A 15,633-nucleotide genomic window follows, 5' to 3' on the forward strand; every position below is an offset into this window, starting at 1 on the left:
CAGGGAATGAGGCACGGGTGAGCCTCGTGAGATGAGCCCGGTGCGGGGCTCGCTCTGAAACGTAGGCGTGGACTCTTAAGAGAGTGCGCTCGGATGGTGAACGGGAGGTGAACGGCACAGGGTGGATTCGCGCGCATGGAACGCGCGGATCTACACCTTGGTCGCGTGCGTCTCGATCGCGACGATGCCCGAACCCGGATTGTCGACCGAGAGATGGACGACCGAGAAGGCCGCCGGCTCGAGGGCGGAGGCGCTTCCGAGGTAGGAGCCGCGCAGAGTGCCCGTCGCGAGCGCGATCTCGCTCAGGATGTCGGGGAGCACCGGCCCATGGCTGCACACGACGGCGGGCTTGCGCGATCGCACGCGCTGCCCGACGAGGGTGCGGGCGTCGGACTTCCCTTCTTCCCAGGCGTCCTGGCTGATGAGGTCGGTCCTGTCGATCTTGCGGCCGAGCGCGAGCGCGAGCGGCTTGACCGTCTTGACGCATCGCACGGCGGGGCTCGTGACGATCTTCCGCGCGCCGAAGGCCAGGAGCGGACCGACGATCGCGTCGGCCTGACGCCGGCCGCGCGGGCTGAGCGGGCGGGCTGAGTCATCCGCTCCGTCCCACTCCTCGCGGGGGAGCGCCTTGGCATGCCGTAGCGCGATGACGGGGAACGTGCGCAGGATGCCGTCGCCGACGAGCCGGGCGAAGTTCTCGACGATCTCGACGTCGACGGGGTAGCTCAGGCGCTTGGCGGCCTTCGACAGCGCCACCCATTCGATGGCCGCGATCTCCTTGTTGGGGACGAACGCCGACGCGCGGATCGCGGGCTCGGTCGCCTCGGCGGCCCAGTAGTGAACGATCTTGGTGCGCTTGCTCGGCAGGCGGTAGCGCGAGACGCCGACGGGCACGCCGAGGGCCACCCGGATGCCGGTCTCCTCGAAGATCTCGCGCGCCGCCGTCTCGGCGAGCATCTCGCCCGGATCGACCTTGCCCTTGGGCAGCGTGACGTCGCGGTACCGCGTGCGGTGGATCAGCAGCACCATGATCTTCTCGTCGACGAGTCGCCACACGACGCCCCCCGCCGCGTAGACGGCGGTCTCGGTCATCGCACCGCTCTCGCTCGCCGGCGTCGCTGCACGCTGCTCATCGTGCGATCCTGCAGGTCGGCGAGGTGCTTGCCGTCGTCGCCGAGGTGGTGACGCGTCCACACCCCATCGGGACCGAGGTGCCACGAGCTGGTCGAGTCGCTCATCGCGAAGTCGAAGAGCGCGGTGAGCTCCTTCAGGTGCGCCGGGGCGACGACGCGCACGAGCGCCTCGACGCGGCGGTCGAGGTTGCGGTGCATCATGTCGGCGCTGCCGATGTAGATCTGCAGATCGCCGTCGTTGTGGAAGGAGAAGATCCGCGAGTGCTCGAGGTAGCGGCCCAGGATGCTGCGCACCGTGATGTTCTCGCTGAGCCCCTCGACGCCGGGCTTGAGCGAGCAGATGCCGCGCACCCACACCTCGACCTTCACGCCGGCCTGGCTCGCGCGGTAGAGCGCGTCGATGATCTGCTCGTCGACCATCGAGTTGACCTTGATCCGCACCGCGGCCGGCTTGCCGGCGAGGGCGTTGCGACGCTCCTTGTCGATCTGTCGCAGGAGTCCCTTGCGAAGGTGGAGGGGCGCCACGAGGAGCCGCTTGAACTTCTTCTCGATCGCGTAGCCCGAGAGCTCGTTGAACAGTCGGGTGAGGTCGCGGCCCACCTGCTCGTCGGTCGTGAAGAGGCCGAAGTCCTCGTAGATCCTGCTCGTCTTGGGGTTGTAGTTGCCTGTGCCGATGTGCGAATAGCTCCGCAGCTTGCCGTCCTCCTCGCGGATGACGAGCGCGAGCTTGCAGTGGGTCTTGAGGCCCACGAGGCCGTAGACGACGTGCACCCCGGCCTTCTCGAGCTTGCGCGCCCAGACGATGTTGGCCGCTTCGTCGAAGCGCGCCTTGACCTCGACGAGCGCGAGCACCTGCTTGCCGGATTCCGCCGCATCGATGAGGGCCTGCACGATGGGGCTGTCGCCCGACGTGCGGTAGAGGGTCTGCTTGATCGCGAGCACGTGCGGGTCGCGCGCCGCCTGCTCGAGGAACGCCTGCACGCTCGTCGCGAAGGACTCGTAGGGGTGATGTACGAGCACGTCACCCTTGCGGATCGCCGCGAAGAGATCGGCTCGGCCGTTCTGCTCCGCCGGCTGGAACGCCACCGCGGTCGTGGGCACGTGGGGCGGGAAGCGCAGCTCGGGGCGGTCGAGCTTGCCGAGGTCGAACAGTGCTCGCAGGTCGAGCAGGCCCGGGAGACGGTAGACCTCCTGCTCGGTGACGTCGAGCTCGTCGATCAGCAGGTCGAGCGTGAGGTCGTCCATGTCGTCGGTGACCTCGAGGCGGATCGGCGGGCCGAATCGGCGCCGCAGCAGCTCGGCCTCGAGCGCCTGGATGAGGTTCTCGGTCTCGTCCTCCTCGATCACGACGTCCTCGTTGCGCGTGAGCCGGAACGTGTGGTGGTCGAGGATCTCCATGCCGGGGAAGAGGTCCGCGAGGTGATGCGCGATGAGCTCCTCGAGCGGCAGGTAGCGCACCCGATCGCCCTCGCGCGACACCTCGACGAAGCGGGGGAGCATGGGCGGCACCTTGAGACGGGCGAACTCCTGCCGGCCGGTGCGGGCGTTGCGGATGCGGATCGCGAGATTGAGCGAGAGGCCTGAGATGTAGGGGAAGGGATGCGCGGGGTCGACCGCGAGAGGCATCAGGACGGGGAACACCTGCGCCTGGAAGTAGTCGTACAGGCGGTCGCGCTCCTCCTCGTCGAGCGCGTCGTGACCGACGATCTCGATGCCGGCCTCGGCGAGTCCCGGCTGGACGAGCGAGGTCCAGGCGGCGGCGTGCCGCAGCTGGAGGGCGTGCGCATCGGCGGAGATGTCGGCGAGCACGTCGGCCGGTGCGCGCCCGACGTTGGTGGGCACCGCGAGCCCCGTGATGATGCGGCGCTTGAGACCGGCCACCCGCACCATGAAGAACTCGTCGAGGTTGCTCGCGAAGATCGCGAGGAAGTTCGCGCGCTCGAGCAGGGGCACCGACGGATCCTCGCCGAGTTCGAGCACGCGCTGGTTGAACGCGAGCCAGCTCAGTTCACGGTCGAGATAGCGGCCGTCCGGCAGCTGTGCATCGAAGTCCTCCGACACGTCGAAGTCGTCGTCATCCGCGTCGCCCAGTCCGGCGTCGAGCACATCGTGTCCGATCATCCCCTCATCATTGCAGGGTCGCGTGACGCAGAGGTGAACGAGTGCTAGGCGTCCGTGCGCTGGCGCGGCGCGGGCAGCTGATCGTCCTCGTAGACGTTGAAGCGGTAGCCGACGTTGCGGACCGTTCCGATGAGCTGCTCGAGGTCGCCGAGCTTCGCGCGCAGGCGCCGCACGTGCACGTCGACCGTGCGCGTGCCGCCGAAGTAGTCGTAGCCCCAGACTTCGCTGAGCAGCTGCTCGCGCGTGAAGACCCGCGAGGGATGCGTCGCGAAGAAGTGCAGGAGCTGGAACTCCTTGTACGTGAGGTCGAGCGGCTTGCCGTGCACCTTCGCGGAGTACGAGGACTCGTCGATCGAGATGCCGGATGTCTGGATGCGGGTCGACACCTGCTCGGCGGTCTGGCGCCCGATCGCGAGCCGGATGCGGGCATCCACTTCGGCGGGGCCCGCCGTCACGAGGATGACGTCGTCCACACCCCAGTCCGTCGACACGGCCGTGAGGCCGCCTTCCGTCACGACGAGGACGAGCGGGGCGTCGAGGCCGGTCGTGTTGAGGATCTTGCACAGGGACTTCGCGCCCACGAGGTCGACGCGCGCATCGACGAAGATGACGTCGGCGCTCGGCGCGTTCACGAGCGATGCCGGCTCAGCGGGGATCTGGCGCACGCGGTGGCTCAGAAGCTCGAGCGAGGGCAGGACGGGGCCGCCCCCCTGCGTGGAGCTCAGAACCAGAAGCTGTGCCAAGACGCCGTCCTCACCGGCGCACCGTCCTGCGCCGTGCACCCCAGTGTAGGCCGTGGCGGCGGGTGTACCGGTCGCGGGCCGCATGCGCGAGAATGAGTGCGTGGCCACTCCCCAACTCGCCCCCCGTCGCACGATCGGCGGGCTCGTGATCGTCTGGGTCGCCGCGGCCGTCATCGGTGTGGCGGTCGGAATCCTCGTGTCGCCCGCGGGGCGCGCAGCGTGGCTCACGGTCGGGATGGGGGTCTGCGTGATCCTCTCGTTCGCCGTGCAGCTGTGGTCGGGCCGGTCGCAGGGCTTCACCCGCCGGGTCGCGGCGAGTTCCCTCGGCGCCCTGTTCGTGCTCGGCGTCATCAGCCTCGGCTTCGGCCTGGCATCCCTCGCCCCCGCCTGAGCGAGGCCCCGGGACCGCTAAAGTGGAGCGCATGGATCTCGTCGCGCTCGAACTCTTCTTCGTGGGTCTGCTGGCGCTCGCCTCGCTCGCGATCGTCTTCGTGTCGGTGGTCGTGCTGAAGAACCTCTACCGCGGCCAGCGCTGAGGCGTCCCGCCGTGTTCGATCTGCCGACCGACCTGCCCGCTGATCTCGCGCCGCTCTCGTGGCTCGTCGGCGTATGGGAGGGGACCGGCGTCATCGACTACGAGGCGGGTGACCACCGGTATCAGGGCGAGTTCACGCACCGCGTCAGCTTCAGTCACGACGGCGGCTCGTACCTCAACTACTCCGCGAACGCGTGGCTGCACGGCGAGCAGGACGACGAGCGCACGCCCCTCGTGGCCGAGATCGGCTACTGGCGGCTCTCGCGGCAGGCCACCGACGCCGACGTCGGTCCGGGACTGCTCCCCGCCGGCGCACCCGCCGTCACGCGCACGGCCGACGACATCGAGGCCCTGCGCAATGCCGACGGCGGCTTCGACATCGAGGTCTCGCTCGTGCACTCCGACGGCGTGAGCGAGCTCTACCTCGGCCAGATCAAGGGCCCGAGGATCGACATCGCGACCGACGCCGTCGTGCGTCCGGCCGGCGCCAAGACGTATGCCGCGGCATCCCGCATGTACGGTCTCGTCGACGGACATCTCCTCTGGGCGTGGGACATCGCGGCACTGGGCTCCGAGCTCGGCGCGCACGCGTCGGCCCGGCTCGCGCGGGCGGAGTGATGACCTCGGCGTTCGCGGGCGTTCCCGGCGCCGTCGTCGACGACGGCGTGCTGCGGCACCTCGGCAACCCTCTCGGCGAGCAGCGGATGCTGGCAGACGGTCGTGCCGTCGCTCCGCTCGGAGATCGATCGGTCATCGCCGTGCCCGGCGAGGACCGCCTGTCGTGGCTCGACTCGCTCACCTCGCAGGCGGTCGCTCGACTCGCGCCCGGCCAGAGCACGGAGCTTCTCGTGCTCGACCCGCAGGGCCGTGTCGAGCACGTCGCGGGTGTGCTCGACGACGGCGAGACGACGTGGCTGCTCGTCGACCGCGACGATGCCGAGGGGCTCCTCGCGTGGCTGCGGCGCATGAGGTTCCGCCTGCGCGTGGATCCTCGCGACGCGTCGGACGAGGTCGCGGTCGTCGGCGGCACGGCGGCAGCCGTCGCCGCTCTCGGGTCGGCCCTCGTGTGGACCGACCCGTGGCCGTCCGTCGCGCCGGGTGGCTGGGGCTATGCGGCCGTCGATCCGCATCCCGGCGCGGATCGCGACTGGGCCGAGGCTCTCCTCCCGCCCGCAGACCTGGACCGACTGGCCGAGGCCGCCGTCGCGGGCCGGCTCGCCCTCGCCGGCACCGACGCCGCCGACGCGCTGCGCGTCGCCGCGTGGCGACCCCGTCGCGGTGACGTCGACGAGCGCACGATCCCGCACGAGCTGGACTGGCTGCGCACCGCGGTGCACTTGAGCAAGGGGTGCTACCGCGGGCAGGAGACCGTCGCCAAGGTGCACAACCTCGGGCATCCTCCCCGTCGGCTCGTGGCGCTGCAGCTCGACGGCAGCGGGAGCGTGCTCCCCGCACGGGGCGCGGTCGTGCGCGTCGGCGACGAGCACGTGGGCGAGGTGCGCTCCGCGGCGCTCCACTTCGAAGAGGGGCCGATCGCCCTCGCCATCGTGCGCCGTTCGACACCGGTGGATGCCGCACTCACGGTCGACGGGCCCGACGGGCCGATCGCCGCCGCGCAGGAGACCGTCGTCCCGCCCGAAGCGGGCGCCACCGCCGGTGTGCCGCGTCTGCCGCGACTCGGCCGACGCAAGGCCGCGACGCCCCCGGCCTGAGCTGCGCACGTGACCGATCCCCCCTCGACGACCGCGATCCCGACCGGGTGGCGGCGCCGGATCGACCCGAGGCCCGCGCTGCGGCGCGTGCGCGAATCGGGTATCGCGATCGTGCAGATCGTCGTAGCCGCGACGGGGGCGTACGCTTTCGCGGCGTTCGTCCTGGGGCATCCCGCGCCGCTCCTCGCGGCCACCGTGACGGTGTCGAGTCTCGGGCTCGTGCGCGACGCGCGGCCGCGGCGAGTGCTCGAGACGGTGGTCGGGATGCTGGTGGGCATCCTCGTCGCGGAGCTCCTCCTCCTGGTCGCGGGCCAAGGGTGGTGGCAGCTCGCGCTGGCGCTGGGCGTGACGCTCACCGTCGCGCGCTTCCTGTCGGCGCAGGCGAGTTTCGCGATCGCCGCGGGCATCCAGGCGCTCATCGTCATGATCATCCCGGCCACCGCGCCCTTCATCCGGCTCGTCGACGGCGTCATCGGCGGCATCGCAGCTCTCCTCGTGACGGCCCTCATCCCACGCAACCCGCACCGGGCGGCGCTGCGCGACGCTCGGGCCGTGTTCGCGGCGCTCGATTCCGCCGCCGCGGCGCTCGTGCAGGCGCTGCGGCGCGGTGATCGGCTCCGGGCCGAGCGGGGGCTCGAGAAGGCGCGGGCGATCCAGCCGCTCATCGACGACTGGCGGTCGTCGGTCGAGTCGGGGATCGCCGTCGCCCGGATCTCGCCGTTCCTGCGCCGCCGACGCTTCGAGCTCGCGCGCCAGGAGCGCATGCGCGCGGCGGTCGAGCTCGCCTATCGCAACCTCCGCGTCGTGGCGCGGCGGGTGGTCTATCTGTGCGACGACGGCCATGCGCGGCCGGTCTCGGCCGATCTGCTCGCCGAGGTCTTCCGAGCTGCGGATGCCCTCGCCGACTCGCTCGACGATCTCGCGCTGGAGCCGCAGGCACGTGCCACCCTGCTCGCCGTCGCGGGACATCTCGATCCCGAGAAGCTCCTGCCCGGCGCGCCGCTCGGCGACCTCAACCTGATCGGCGCGATGCGCCCGCTCGTGGTGGATCTGCTCGTCGCGACCGGGATGACGGCGGCGGATGCCCGGGCCGCCGTGCCGCGGATCTGAGGCCCTCAGTCGCTCGGCGCGACCGCGACCCACGGAACGGTGAGCTCGCCGAGTCGCCACCGCGCGCGCTCGCGCAGCGGCCAGCCCGCGGCATCCATCGCCCGCAGCGCCGTCTGCCAGCGGTGCACGGGGCCGAACGGCGCGACCGCCGACGCGCGCTCCCATTCGGCGTCGAGCGTGGCGAGGAGACCATGGATGCGCTCGCCGGGCACATTGCGGTGGATGAGCGCCTTCGGCAGGCGCTCGGCCGCGATCGACGGGCGCTCGAGGTCGGCGAGGCGGAGCGAGAGCGTGAGCGTCTGCGGCGTGCCCGCAGCGTCGAGGGCGATCCACGTGCAGACGCGCCCGATCTCGTCGCAGGTCCCCTCGACGAGCAGGCCGCCCGACTGCAGCCGGCCGGCCATCGACGCCCAGGCGGCGGCGACGTCGGCTTCGTCGTACTGCCGCAGCACGTTGAACGCCCGGATGACGGCGGGTCGCCGGCCCGCGGGAACGGGCACCTCGAAGCCGCCGACCGCGAACGAGACCGCGGCGTCCGAGGCGAACGACGTCTCTCCGGCCCGCACCTCGGCGAGCTGCGCGTTCGCCCGAGCGACGCGCGCAGGGTCGATCTCGAGTCCGAGCACCTCGACATCCGGGCGCTGGCGTGCGAGGCGTGACTGCAGCTCGAACGCGGTCACGCCGCTCGCGCCGTAGCCGAGGTCGACGACGAGCGGATCGGCCGCGCGGCGGAGGACGGGATGCCGTGCGATCCAGCGATCGATCCGGCGCAGGCGATTCGTGCCGGTCGTGCCGCGCGTAGCTCGGCCGAGCGGTCCGCGGCGGGGCGTCATCCCCTCATCATCGCAGGGCTCCGCTCGCTAGGCTGGGGGCCATGACGTACACGCTGATCCTCCTCCGCCACGGCCAGAGCGAGTGGAACGAGCTCAACCTCTTCACGGGGTGGGTCGACGTCCGCCTCACCGAGCAGGGCAAGGCCGAGGCCCGCCGCGGCGGCGAGCTGCTGGCGGAGGCCGGTATCCTCCCCGACGTCCTGCACACCTCGGTGCTCAGCCGTGCCATCCAGACGGCGAACATCGCGCTCGACGCGGCCGACCGCCTGTGGATCCCGGTCAAGCGCACGTGGCGCCTCAACGAGCGCCACTACGGCGCGCTGCAGGGCAAGGACAAGGCGCAGACGCTCGAGGAGTTCGGTCAGGAGCAGTTCATGCTGTGGCGCCGGTCGTTCGACGTTCCGCCGCCGCCCCTCGACGACGACAGCGAGTGGAGCCAGGTCGGAGATCCCCGCTACGTCGGCATCGACGGCGAGGTGCCGCGCACCGAGTCGCTCAAGATCGTGATCGACCGCTTCCTGCCGTACTGGGAGAGCGACATCGTGCCCGACCTGAAGGCAGGCAAGACGGTGCTCGTGACGGCGCACGGCAACTCGCTCCGCGGACTCGTGAAGCACCTCGACGGCATCAGCGACGCCGACATCTCCGAGCTCAACATCCCCACCGGCATCCCGCTGGTCTACCGGCTCGACGAGGACCTGAAGCCCCTCGGTGCAGCCGAGTACCTCGATCCCGAGGCCGCCGCGGCCGGAGCCGCCGCCGTCGCCTCGCAGGGCAAGAAGTAGCGCGGGCCGTCCTGAGCAGACGAGAAGACCGGATGCCTCCCCCGGGAGGGCATCCGGTCTTCTCGCGTCGCGGTGTCAGTTCGCGATGATGACGTCGATCGTGTCGGTCGACGTCGTCCAGTCGCCCGTCGAGAGGTACGCGACCTTCTTCGCGACCGAGACCGCGTGGTCGGCGAAGCGCTCGTGGTAGCGGCTCGCGAGCGTCGCGTCGATGGTGGCGGATGCCTCGCCCTGCCAGCTGTCGCTGAGCACCTTCTCGAACACCGACACATGCAGGTCGTCCAGCACGTCGTCGGCGTTGCGGATCTCCTCGATGAGCGCGAGGTCCTCGGTGCGCAGGAGCTCGGTGAGCTTGCGCGACACCTCGACGTCGAGCTCGCCCATCTTGAGGAACGTCGACTTGAGGCCCTTGGGGATCGCGCGCTCGGGGAAGCGCATGCGCGTCAGCTGCGCGATGTGCTCGGCGATGTCGCCCATGCGCTCGAGCGACGCGCTGATGCGCAGGGCGCTCACGACGATGCGCAGGTCGCGGGCGACCGGCTGCTGACGCGCGAGGATCTCGATCGCGAGCTCGTCGAGAGCGATCGCCTTGTCGTCGATGACGGAGTCGTCCTCGATGACCTCTTCGGCAAGCGCCACGTCGCTCGTGCCGAACGCCCTCGTGGCCTTGTCGATCGCGACCGTGACGAGTTCGGCGATCTCGACGAGGCGCCCTTGGACGTCCTCCAGAGACTGGTGGAACACTTCGCGCATGGACAGCACCTTCCTGTAGTCGGGGCAGGCTGTTCGCCGGACAACGGCCCGCAACCCTTCGCGATTGTCGTCAGCGAAGGTTAACGAACGGTGCCGCCGCGGTGAATAGTACCCGGCGATGCCCCGTGGGGCGGGGCCTGCGCCCTTCTGCCGTGTGACCCACACCCTACGCTGGACACATGGACACGATGCAGCTCGCGCTGCTCGCGCTTCTCGCGGGAGTCGTCGTCGGCGGCTCGATCGCAGCCGTCATGGTCGCCGCGCTGCGCGCCCGCGATCGCGCCAGGATCGAGACGTCGGTCGCGATCCCCGACGGCGTGCGCGAGGTGCTGCACGGGATGGATGACGCGGCGGTCGTGGTCGATGCATCCGCCACCGTCCTCGCGGCGTCGGGCCCGGCGGGGCCCTTCCATCTCAGCGAGGGGGGCGTGCTGCCCTCCGACGAGCTCAAGATGCTCATGCGGCGCGCGCGCGAGACCGACCTGCCGCAGGCCGAGACGCTCCGCCTCCGTCGCGGTGCTCCGCCGGCGGAGCCGCGCCTGGTCGCCGTCCGCGCGACCCGCGTGTCGCCCCGCCTGACGCTCCTCGTGCTGCGCGACATCACTGAGCGCGAGCGCGTCGAGCAGATGCGCCGCGACTTCGTGGCCAACACCAGTCACGAGCTGAAGACGCCCGTCGGCGCCGTGAGCCTGCTCGCGGAGGCGATCGAATCGGCCGCCGACGACCCCGATCAGGTGCGGAACTTCGCCGGTCGGCTCATCGCCGAGGCATCCCGTCTCACCGTCCTCACCTCGCGCATCATGAGCCTGTCGAAGCTGCAGTCCTCGGACGAGCTGAGCGAGGATCGCGTCGTGTCGGTCGACGAGATCGTCGCGTCGGCGGTCGACGCCCACCTGATCCAGTCCGAGTCGGCCGGGGTCAAGATGACGCGGGGCGGCACGCGGGGGCTCCACGTCCGCGGTGATGTGCAGGTGCTCGGCGAGGCGGTCGGAAACCTCGTCGCCAACGCGATCGCCTACTCGCCGCGCGGATCGAGCGTCGGCATCGGGGTGTCGCACGACGCCGACGTCGTGGCGATCGCGGTGACAGACCGCGGGATCGGCATCCCGGAAGGCGACCAGGAGCGGATCTTCGAGCGCTTCTACCGCGCCGACCCGGCCCGCGCCCGACGCACGGGCGGCACGGGCCTGGGGCTGTCGATCGTGAAGCACGCCGTGCAGCGCCACGGCGGCGACGTCAGCGTGTGGTCCAAGCCCGGGCGCGGCTCGACCTTCACCATCCGCCTCCCGCTCGCCGCGGCACCCGACGACCTGCCCACGGGCAAGAAGCCCCGCAAGAAGAAGCCCAAGCGTGCGGCCCCCAAGAAGACCGCACCATCGCGCAAGGCCCCCCAGATCGGAGATCCCGCATGACCCGCGTCCTGATCGTCGAGGATGAACCGGACCTCGCCGACCCGCTCGCCTACCTCCTCCGCCGTGAGGGCTACGAGGTCGAGATCGCCGAGGACGGCCCGGCAGCGCTCGCGGCATTCCGCGACCGTGGAGCGGACATCGTGCTGCTCGACCTCATGCTTCCCGGGATGCCGGGTACCGAGGTGTGCCGTCAGATCCGCACGTCGTCGGCGGTGCCGATCATCATGCTGACGGCCAAGGACTCCGAAGTCGACATCGTCGTGGGCCTCGAGCTCGGAGCAGACGACTACGTCACCAAGCCCTACTCGTCGCGCGAGCTGCTCGCCCGCATGCGTGCCGTCCTGCGACGTCTCGTGCCGGCGGACACCGACCTGGACGACCGCGTGCTCGATGCCGGGCGCGTCGTGCTCGACATCGATCGTCACACCGTCGCGGTCGACGGCCGGGAGATCGGCATGCCCCTGAAGGAGTTCGAGCTGCTCGAGGTGCTCATGCGCAACGCCGGCCGCGTGCTCACGCGCGGCCAGCTGATCGACCGCGTGTGGGGGAGCGACTACTTCGGCGACACCAAGACGCTCGACGTGCACATCAAGCGCATCCGCTCGCGCATCGAACAGACGCCGGGTGACCCGACGATGCTCGTGACCGTGCGCGGCCTGGGGTACCGCTTCGAGGGCTGAGCGCCTTACGGCACCAGGTCGGCGAGGTAGTCGAGCTGCCCGTCGAGGATGGGCAGCGACACGAGTGCGCCGTCGCCGTCGCCCGACGTGAAGAAGCCGGGGATGTCGGCGCCGGGGCGCATCTCGACGCCCTGGATCAGGACGGGCTCCGTCTCGTCGGAGCCGAGGCTCAGCACGGAGTTCGCGGGCACTCGGATCGTCTTGCTTACCGTGTCGCCGTCGGGGCCGACCTCGACCGTGAGCGTGTGCTGCTCGTCGGTGTCGTTGACGATCGCTGCGATGAAGTTGCCCTTCGTGCCGTCCTCGTTGGCGACGATGAACGCGTTGCGCACCTGGAGGGGGCCGGAGCCGTAGACGTTGACGCCCTCGGCGGCCGAGTACTGGATCTCGGTCGACTGGGGGGTCATGAAGGTGCAGCCGCTCGTCCCCAGAAGGACGGCGACGCCCACGACGATCGACGCGATGAGGCGCGGTTTCACGGATCCTCCCGGAGTGGATGACGGCATCCCTTGCATTCTATGTTCTCCCGCGCCCGGCCGTGTGCCTCTTCGCGCGCCTCCGTCAGGGGGTGGGCGGCGAACCTTAGCGTATGTCGCCTGTGGTATCCTGGAGGTTGCCGAAAGGACACAACTGCATGCTTTTTGAGGTTGGCGAGACGGTCGTCTATCCGCACCACGGGGCCGCGACCATCATCGAGGTCAAGGAACGCGTCATCAAGGGCGAGACGAAGAAGTACCTGAAGCTCAACGTGACGCAGGGCGACCTGGTCATCGAGGTTCCCGCCGAGAACGTCGACCTCGTCGGGGTCCGCGACGTCATCGGCAAAGAGGGCCTCGACAAGGTCTTCGAAGTTCTCCGCGCACCCTTCACCGAGGAGCCGACCAACTGGTCGCGCCGCTACAAGGCGAATCTCGAGAAGCTCGCGTCCGGCGACGTCATCAAGGTGAGCGAGGTCGTGCGCGACCTGTGGCGCCGCGATCAGGACCGTGGTCTGTCGGCCGGTGAGAAGCGCATGCTCGCGAAGGCGAAGCAGATCCTCATCTCCGAGCTCGCTCTTGCAGAGAAGACCGACGAAGAGAAGGCCGGCGTCATCCTCGACGAGGTCCTGGCTTCCTGATCCACCCGCACTAGATTCGTGGGTGTGAGCATCGCACCCGTTCCGCGAATCGCGGTGATCGTCGTCGCAGCCGGTTCCGGCACGCGCCTGGGTGCGGACGCACCGAAGGCGTTCGTCGGTCTCGACCAGCACTCGATCCTGCGACACGCGCTCGACGGAGTGGCCCGCGTCGGCGACGTGCAGGTCGTCGTCGTCGCGCCCGCGGGGCGCGAGGGGGACGCACTCACCGAGACGCTCGCGGCCTTCGGCGACCGATCCGATCTGGTGTCGGTCGTGGTGGGCGGAGCGACGCGACAGGCCTCCGTCGCCGCGGGACTCGGCGCCGTGTGGCCCGACGTCGAGATCGTCCTCGTGCATGACGCCGCGCGGGCTCTGACGCCCCCTGACGTCTTCGCGCGGGTGATCGCCGAGGTCGATGCAGGGAGTGCGGGGGCGATCCCCATCCTTCCCGTCATCGACACGATCAAGCGCGTCCACGACGGCCGGGTGATCGCCGGGGTGGACCGCGCCGAACTGTCGGCAGCGCAGACGCCCCAGGGCTTCCGACGGGACGTGCTGGATGCCGCGTACCGCGCGGTCGCGGGGGAGTTCACCGACGACGCCGCGCTCGTGGCCGAGGCGGGGCACGCGGTCGCCGCCGTCGCTGGCGATCCGCTGGCCTTCAAGATCACGACTCCGGCGGACCTCGCGCGGGCGTCTGCGCTCGTCGCGCCGCATCCCTCCGCCGCGCCCTCGCTCATCCACGCACCCGCCCTGCCGCGCGTGGGCATCGGCACCGACGTCCATGCCTACGGCGGCGACGGAACGCTGTGGCTCGCAGGGCTCGAATGGCCGGGCGAGCGGGCGCTGTCGGGGCACTCCGACGGTGATGCCGTCGCCCACGCGATCGTCGACGCCCTGCTGGCCGCCGCCGGGCTCGGCGACATCGGCACGCACTTCGGCACGGACCGGCCGGAGTTCGCCGGTGCGCACGCCGACGCGTTCCTCGCGCGCACGCACGCGCTGCTGGGTGAGGCCGGCTTCCGCGTCGGCAATGTCTCGGTGCAGGTGCAGGCGAACCGCCCGCGGTTCGCGGCCCGCCGAGCGGAGGCGGAGGCGGTGCTCTCGGCCGCGCTCGGCGGAGCCCCTGTGTCGGTCACGGCGACGACGACCGACGGGCTGGGCTTCCCGGGCCGCGCCGAGGGCGTCGCCGCGTTCGCCGTCGCGCTCGTGTACTGACGGATCGACCGCCGGCGTCGAGCACACCGCGTCGCCGCGTTCGCCGTCGCACTGGTGTGGTGACGCTCAGATCTCGCGCGTCATGAAGACCGAGAACGGGTCCTCGCGGTAGCCCTCGAACGGCCCGCACACGACGAAGCCCTCGCTCTCGTAGAGGCGCTGGGCGGGCACGAAGTCCGCGGGCGTCCCCGTCTCGAGCCACAGACTCGTCATGCCGCGTGCGCGCGCCGCCGCGACGATGTGCCGCAGCAGCGCTCGCCCGACTCCCGACCCGCGGAAGCGGTCGTCGGTGCGCATCGACTTGAGCTCTCCGCGCTGCGCATCGATCGCCTTGAGCGCACCGATCCCGGCGAGCTCGTCGCCGATCCACGCCGACCAGAAGGTGATGGACGGATGCCGCAGCCCCTCGAGATCGAGGGCGTGCACGCTCTCCGCCGGTGAGGAGTCGTGCATGCCGGCGAGGTGCGCCACGACGAGCGCCTGCGTCGCGGCGCTCGACAGGTCGTCGACGTGGATCTCGATCTCGGGACGGGTCATCGGGCCTCCACGGCATAGGGCTTCGGGTCGCGCGGCGTGCGCGAGCCCCACGCGAGGAGGGCGAGTCCGCCGGCGAGCACGACGAGCCCGAGGATGGCGAGCACCGAGAGCCGCTCGCCGAGGACGACGATGCCGAGCACGGCGGCGGTGAGCGGCTCTCCGAGCGTCAGAGTGGCTGCTGTCGCGGCCGTCAGGCCGCTGAGCCCCCACGTGAACATGACGTACGCGATCGAGATCGTGCCCAGACCCAGCCAGAGCGCCATCACGACGCCGCTCGTCGTGCCGAGCCAGCGGAGGTCGACGAAGGGCACGAAGAACGCGAAGATGACGGCGGAGCTCGCGCCCATCGCCCCGACGACCGTGAACGGGTCCCAGCCGGCGTCGAGGAGACGGCGCTGCGCGTTGGCGATGACGGCGAAGGATGCTCCCGCCCCCACCGATCCGAGAAGCCCGATCGGATCGGTGCCGCCGGATCCACCGGCTTCGCCCCCGAAGCCGAGCAGCACGACCCCCGCCGTGGCGAGTGCCGTCGCGATCATCCAGGTGGGCGAGGGCGCACGGCGCGTCAGCGCCCACTCCAGGAGCCCGGCGAGGATCGGGGCGGAGCCGAGCGCGACGACCGTGCCGACGGCCACGCCGTTGCGGCCCGTGCCGAGGAAGAAGAGCGGCTGGTACAGCGCCAGGCAGGCGCCGGTCAGCACCATGAGGCAGAGCGCTGTGGCGTTCAGGCGCGGGCGGGGCGCGGCATCCGTCGTCCGTCGCCGATGACGCGCCGCGAGCGCGAACGCGATGATCGCGAGACCCGTGCCGCCGATGACCATGCGCATGACGCCGATCGACAGGGGAGTCGTGCCTTCCGGGCCGAGCGCCTGCGAGGTGCCGGTCGTGCCGAACAGCAGAGCGGCGGCGAGGACGGCGAGAACGTGCACGACTCCCATTTCTAC

17 protein-coding genes are annotated in these 15,633 nt (G+C 70.7%); 9 read left to right on the forward strand and 8 right to left on the reverse strand.

Annotation, left to right across the window (positions count from 1 at the left end; translation table 11 throughout):
- Positions 1–150 precede the first annotated feature (150 nt).
- From ACTIFV_RS06475 to ACTIFV_RS06485, 3 genes are read right to left on the reverse strand one after another with little or no spacing between them, the layout of a single operon-like run.
- Entirely contained in the window at positions 151–1,092 is a 942-nt protein-coding gene (locus tag ACTIFV_RS06475; protein ID WP_439591956.1) for an NUDIX hydrolase, read from the reverse strand.
- Positions 1,089–3,254, reverse strand: a complete 2,166-nt coding sequence (locus tag ACTIFV_RS06480) for an RNA degradosome polyphosphate kinase (RefSeq protein ID WP_439591957.1) — start codon at positions 3,252–3,254, stop codon at positions 1,089–1,091. The genes ACTIFV_RS06475 and ACTIFV_RS06480 overlap by 4 nt, the downstream gene beginning before the upstream one ends.
- A 44-nt stretch (positions 3,255–3,298) precedes the next feature.
- On the reverse strand, positions 3,299–3,997 hold the full coding sequence (locus ACTIFV_RS06485) for a winged helix-turn-helix domain-containing protein (protein ID WP_439591958.1): 699 nt from the start codon (positions 3,995–3,997) through the stop codon (positions 3,299–3,301).
- Positions 3,998–4,097: 100 nt separating this feature from the next.
- Here ACTIFV_RS06485 and ACTIFV_RS06490 point away from each other — a divergent pair, with 100 nt between their 5' ends.
- The 4 genes from ACTIFV_RS06490 (at position 4,098) to ACTIFV_RS06505 (ending at position 7,354) form a co-directional block, all read left to right on the forward strand.
- Positions 4,098–4,388: a hypothetical protein gene (locus ACTIFV_RS06490; protein ID WP_439591959.1), complete on the forward strand. Its 291-nt coding sequence runs from the start codon at positions 4,098–4,100 to the stop codon at positions 4,386–4,388.
- 156 nt (positions 4,389–4,544) lie between these two features.
- The gene (locus tag ACTIFV_RS06495) at positions 4,545–5,150 is read left to right on the forward strand and encodes an FABP family protein (protein ID WP_439591960.1); all 606 of its coding nucleotides are present in this window, start codon (positions 4,545–4,547) and stop codon (positions 5,148–5,150) included.
- Positions 5,150–6,244 carry a CAF17-like 4Fe-4S cluster assembly/insertion protein YgfZ gene (gene ygfZ, locus ACTIFV_RS06500; RefSeq protein WP_439591961.1) on the forward strand — a complete coding sequence of 365 codons (1,095 nt, stop codon included), beginning with the start codon at positions 5,150–5,152 and terminating at the stop codon, positions 6,242–6,244. Before ACTIFV_RS06495 ends, ygfZ begins: the two co-directional genes overlap by 1 nt.
- 9 nt (positions 6,245–6,253) lie before the next feature.
- Positions 6,254–7,354 carry an FUSC family protein gene (locus ACTIFV_RS06505; protein WP_439591962.1) on the forward strand — a complete coding sequence of 367 codons (1,101 nt, stop codon included), beginning with the start codon at positions 6,254–6,256 and terminating at the stop codon, positions 7,352–7,354.
- A 5-nt stretch (positions 7,355–7,359) separates the two neighbouring features.
- On the opposite strand, the gene ACTIFV_RS06510 is transcribed toward ACTIFV_RS06505, so the two are convergent.
- Positions 7,360–8,187, reverse strand: coding sequence for a class I SAM-dependent methyltransferase (locus tag ACTIFV_RS06510; RefSeq protein WP_439591963.1), 828 nt, complete (start codon positions 8,185–8,187; stop codon positions 7,360–7,362).
- A 41-nt stretch (positions 8,188–8,228) separates the two neighbouring features.
- Between ACTIFV_RS06510 and ACTIFV_RS06515 the strand changes: the two genes are divergently transcribed.
- The gene (locus ACTIFV_RS06515) at positions 8,229–8,972 is read left to right on the forward strand and encodes a phosphoglyceromutase (protein ID WP_439591964.1); all 744 of its coding nucleotides are present in this window, start codon (positions 8,229–8,231) and stop codon (positions 8,970–8,972) included.
- Positions 8,973–9,047: 75 nt separating this feature from the next.
- On the opposite strand, the gene phoU is transcribed toward ACTIFV_RS06515, so the two are convergent.
- Complete coding sequence (phoU, locus tag ACTIFV_RS06520) at positions 9,048–9,725, reverse strand: phosphate signaling complex protein PhoU (RefSeq protein WP_439591965.1); 678 nt, start codon at positions 9,723–9,725, stop codon at positions 9,048–9,050.
- Between the two features lie 179 nt (positions 9,726–9,904).
- Between phoU and ACTIFV_RS06525 the strand changes: the two genes are divergently transcribed.
- Entirely contained in the window at positions 9,905–11,137 is a 1,233-nt protein-coding gene (locus ACTIFV_RS06525) for a sensor histidine kinase (RefSeq protein WP_439591966.1), read from the forward strand.
- Positions 11,134–11,817 carry a response regulator gene (locus ACTIFV_RS06530; RefSeq protein ID WP_439591967.1) on the forward strand — a complete coding sequence of 228 codons (684 nt, stop codon included), beginning with the start codon at positions 11,134–11,136 and terminating at the stop codon, positions 11,815–11,817. The genes ACTIFV_RS06525 and ACTIFV_RS06530 overlap by 4 nt, the downstream gene beginning before the upstream one ends.
- Before the next feature lie 5 nt (positions 11,818–11,822).
- Here the strand turns inward: ACTIFV_RS06530 and ACTIFV_RS06535 are convergent, their stop codons facing one another.
- Positions 11,823–12,296, reverse strand: coding sequence for a DNA modification methylase (locus ACTIFV_RS06535; RefSeq protein WP_439591968.1), 474 nt, complete (start codon positions 12,294–12,296; stop codon positions 11,823–11,825).
- Positions 12,297–12,451: 155 nt separating this feature from the next.
- On the opposite strand from ACTIFV_RS06535, the gene ACTIFV_RS06540 reads away from it, so the two are divergent.
- Positions 12,452–12,934, forward strand: a complete 483-nt coding sequence (locus ACTIFV_RS06540) for a CarD family transcriptional regulator (RefSeq protein ID WP_248152437.1) — start codon at positions 12,452–12,454, stop codon at positions 12,932–12,934.
- A 24-nt stretch (positions 12,935–12,958) separates the two neighbouring features.
- Positions 12,959–14,152, forward strand: a complete 1,194-nt coding sequence (ispD, locus tag ACTIFV_RS06545) for a 2-C-methyl-D-erythritol 4-phosphate cytidylyltransferase (RefSeq protein ID WP_439591969.1) — start codon at positions 12,959–12,961, stop codon at positions 14,150–14,152.
- Positions 14,153–14,218: 66 nt separating this feature from the next.
- On the opposite strand, the gene ACTIFV_RS06550 is transcribed toward ispD, so the two are convergent.
- Complete coding sequence (locus ACTIFV_RS06550; protein ID WP_439591970.1) at positions 14,219–14,689, reverse strand: GNAT family N-acetyltransferase; 471 nt, start codon at positions 14,687–14,689, stop codon at positions 14,219–14,221.
- On the reverse strand, positions 14,686–15,627 hold the full coding sequence (locus ACTIFV_RS06555; protein WP_439591971.1) for a DMT family transporter: 942 nt from the start codon (positions 15,625–15,627) through the stop codon (positions 14,686–14,688). Before ACTIFV_RS06555 ends, ACTIFV_RS06550 begins: the two co-directional genes overlap by 4 nt.
- Between the last annotated feature and the right edge of the window lie 6 nt (positions 15,628–15,633).

It is taken from the genome of Microbacterium sp. (genome assembly GCF_051860965.1).
Lineage (GTDB): Bacteria > Actinomycetota > Actinomycetes > Actinomycetales > Microbacteriaceae > Microbacterium.

What these genes read in the sequence shown, in the direction of transcription:
- ygfZ (WP_439591961.1), top strand. Translation starts at nt 5,150, where the DNA reads ATGACCTCGGCGTTCGCGGGCGTTCCCGGCGCCGTCGTCGACGACGGC.
- ACTIFV_RS06540 (WP_248152437.1), top strand. Translation starts at nt 12,452, where the DNA reads ATGCTTTTTGAGGTTGGCGAGACGGTCGTCTATCCGCACCACGGGGCC.
- ACTIFV_RS06475 (WP_439591956.1), bottom strand. Translation starts at nt 1,092, where the DNA reads ATGACCGAGACCGCCGTCTACGCGGCGGGGGGCGTCGTGTGGCGACTC.
- ACTIFV_RS06515 (WP_439591964.1), top strand. Translation starts at nt 8,229, where the DNA reads ATGACGTACACGCTGATCCTCCTCCGCCACGGCCAGAGCGAGTGGAAC.
- ACTIFV_RS06550 (WP_439591970.1), bottom strand. Translation starts at nt 14,689, where the DNA reads ATGACCCGTCCCGAGATCGAGATCCACGTCGACGACCTGTCGAGCGCC.
- phoU (WP_439591965.1), bottom strand. Translation starts at nt 9,725, where the DNA reads ATGCGCGAAGTGTTCCACCAGTCTCTGGAGGACGTCCAAGGGCGCCTC.
- ACTIFV_RS06555 (WP_439591971.1), bottom strand. Translation starts at nt 15,627, where the DNA reads ATGGGAGTCGTGCACGTTCTCGCCGTCCTCGCCGCCGCTCTGCTGTTC.
- ACTIFV_RS06530 (WP_439591967.1), top strand. Translation starts at nt 11,134, where the DNA reads ATGACCCGCGTCCTGATCGTCGAGGATGAACCGGACCTCGCCGACCCG.
- ACTIFV_RS06480 (WP_439591957.1), bottom strand. Translation starts at nt 3,254, where the DNA reads ATGATCGGACACGATGTGCTCGACGCCGGACTGGGCGACGCGGATGAC.
- ACTIFV_RS06525 (WP_439591966.1), top strand. Translation starts at nt 9,905, where the DNA reads ATGGACACGATGCAGCTCGCGCTGCTCGCGCTTCTCGCGGGAGTCGTC.
- ACTIFV_RS06510 (WP_439591963.1), bottom strand. Translation starts at nt 8,187, where the DNA reads ATGACGCCCCGCCGCGGACCGCTCGGCCGAGCTACGCGCGGCACGACC.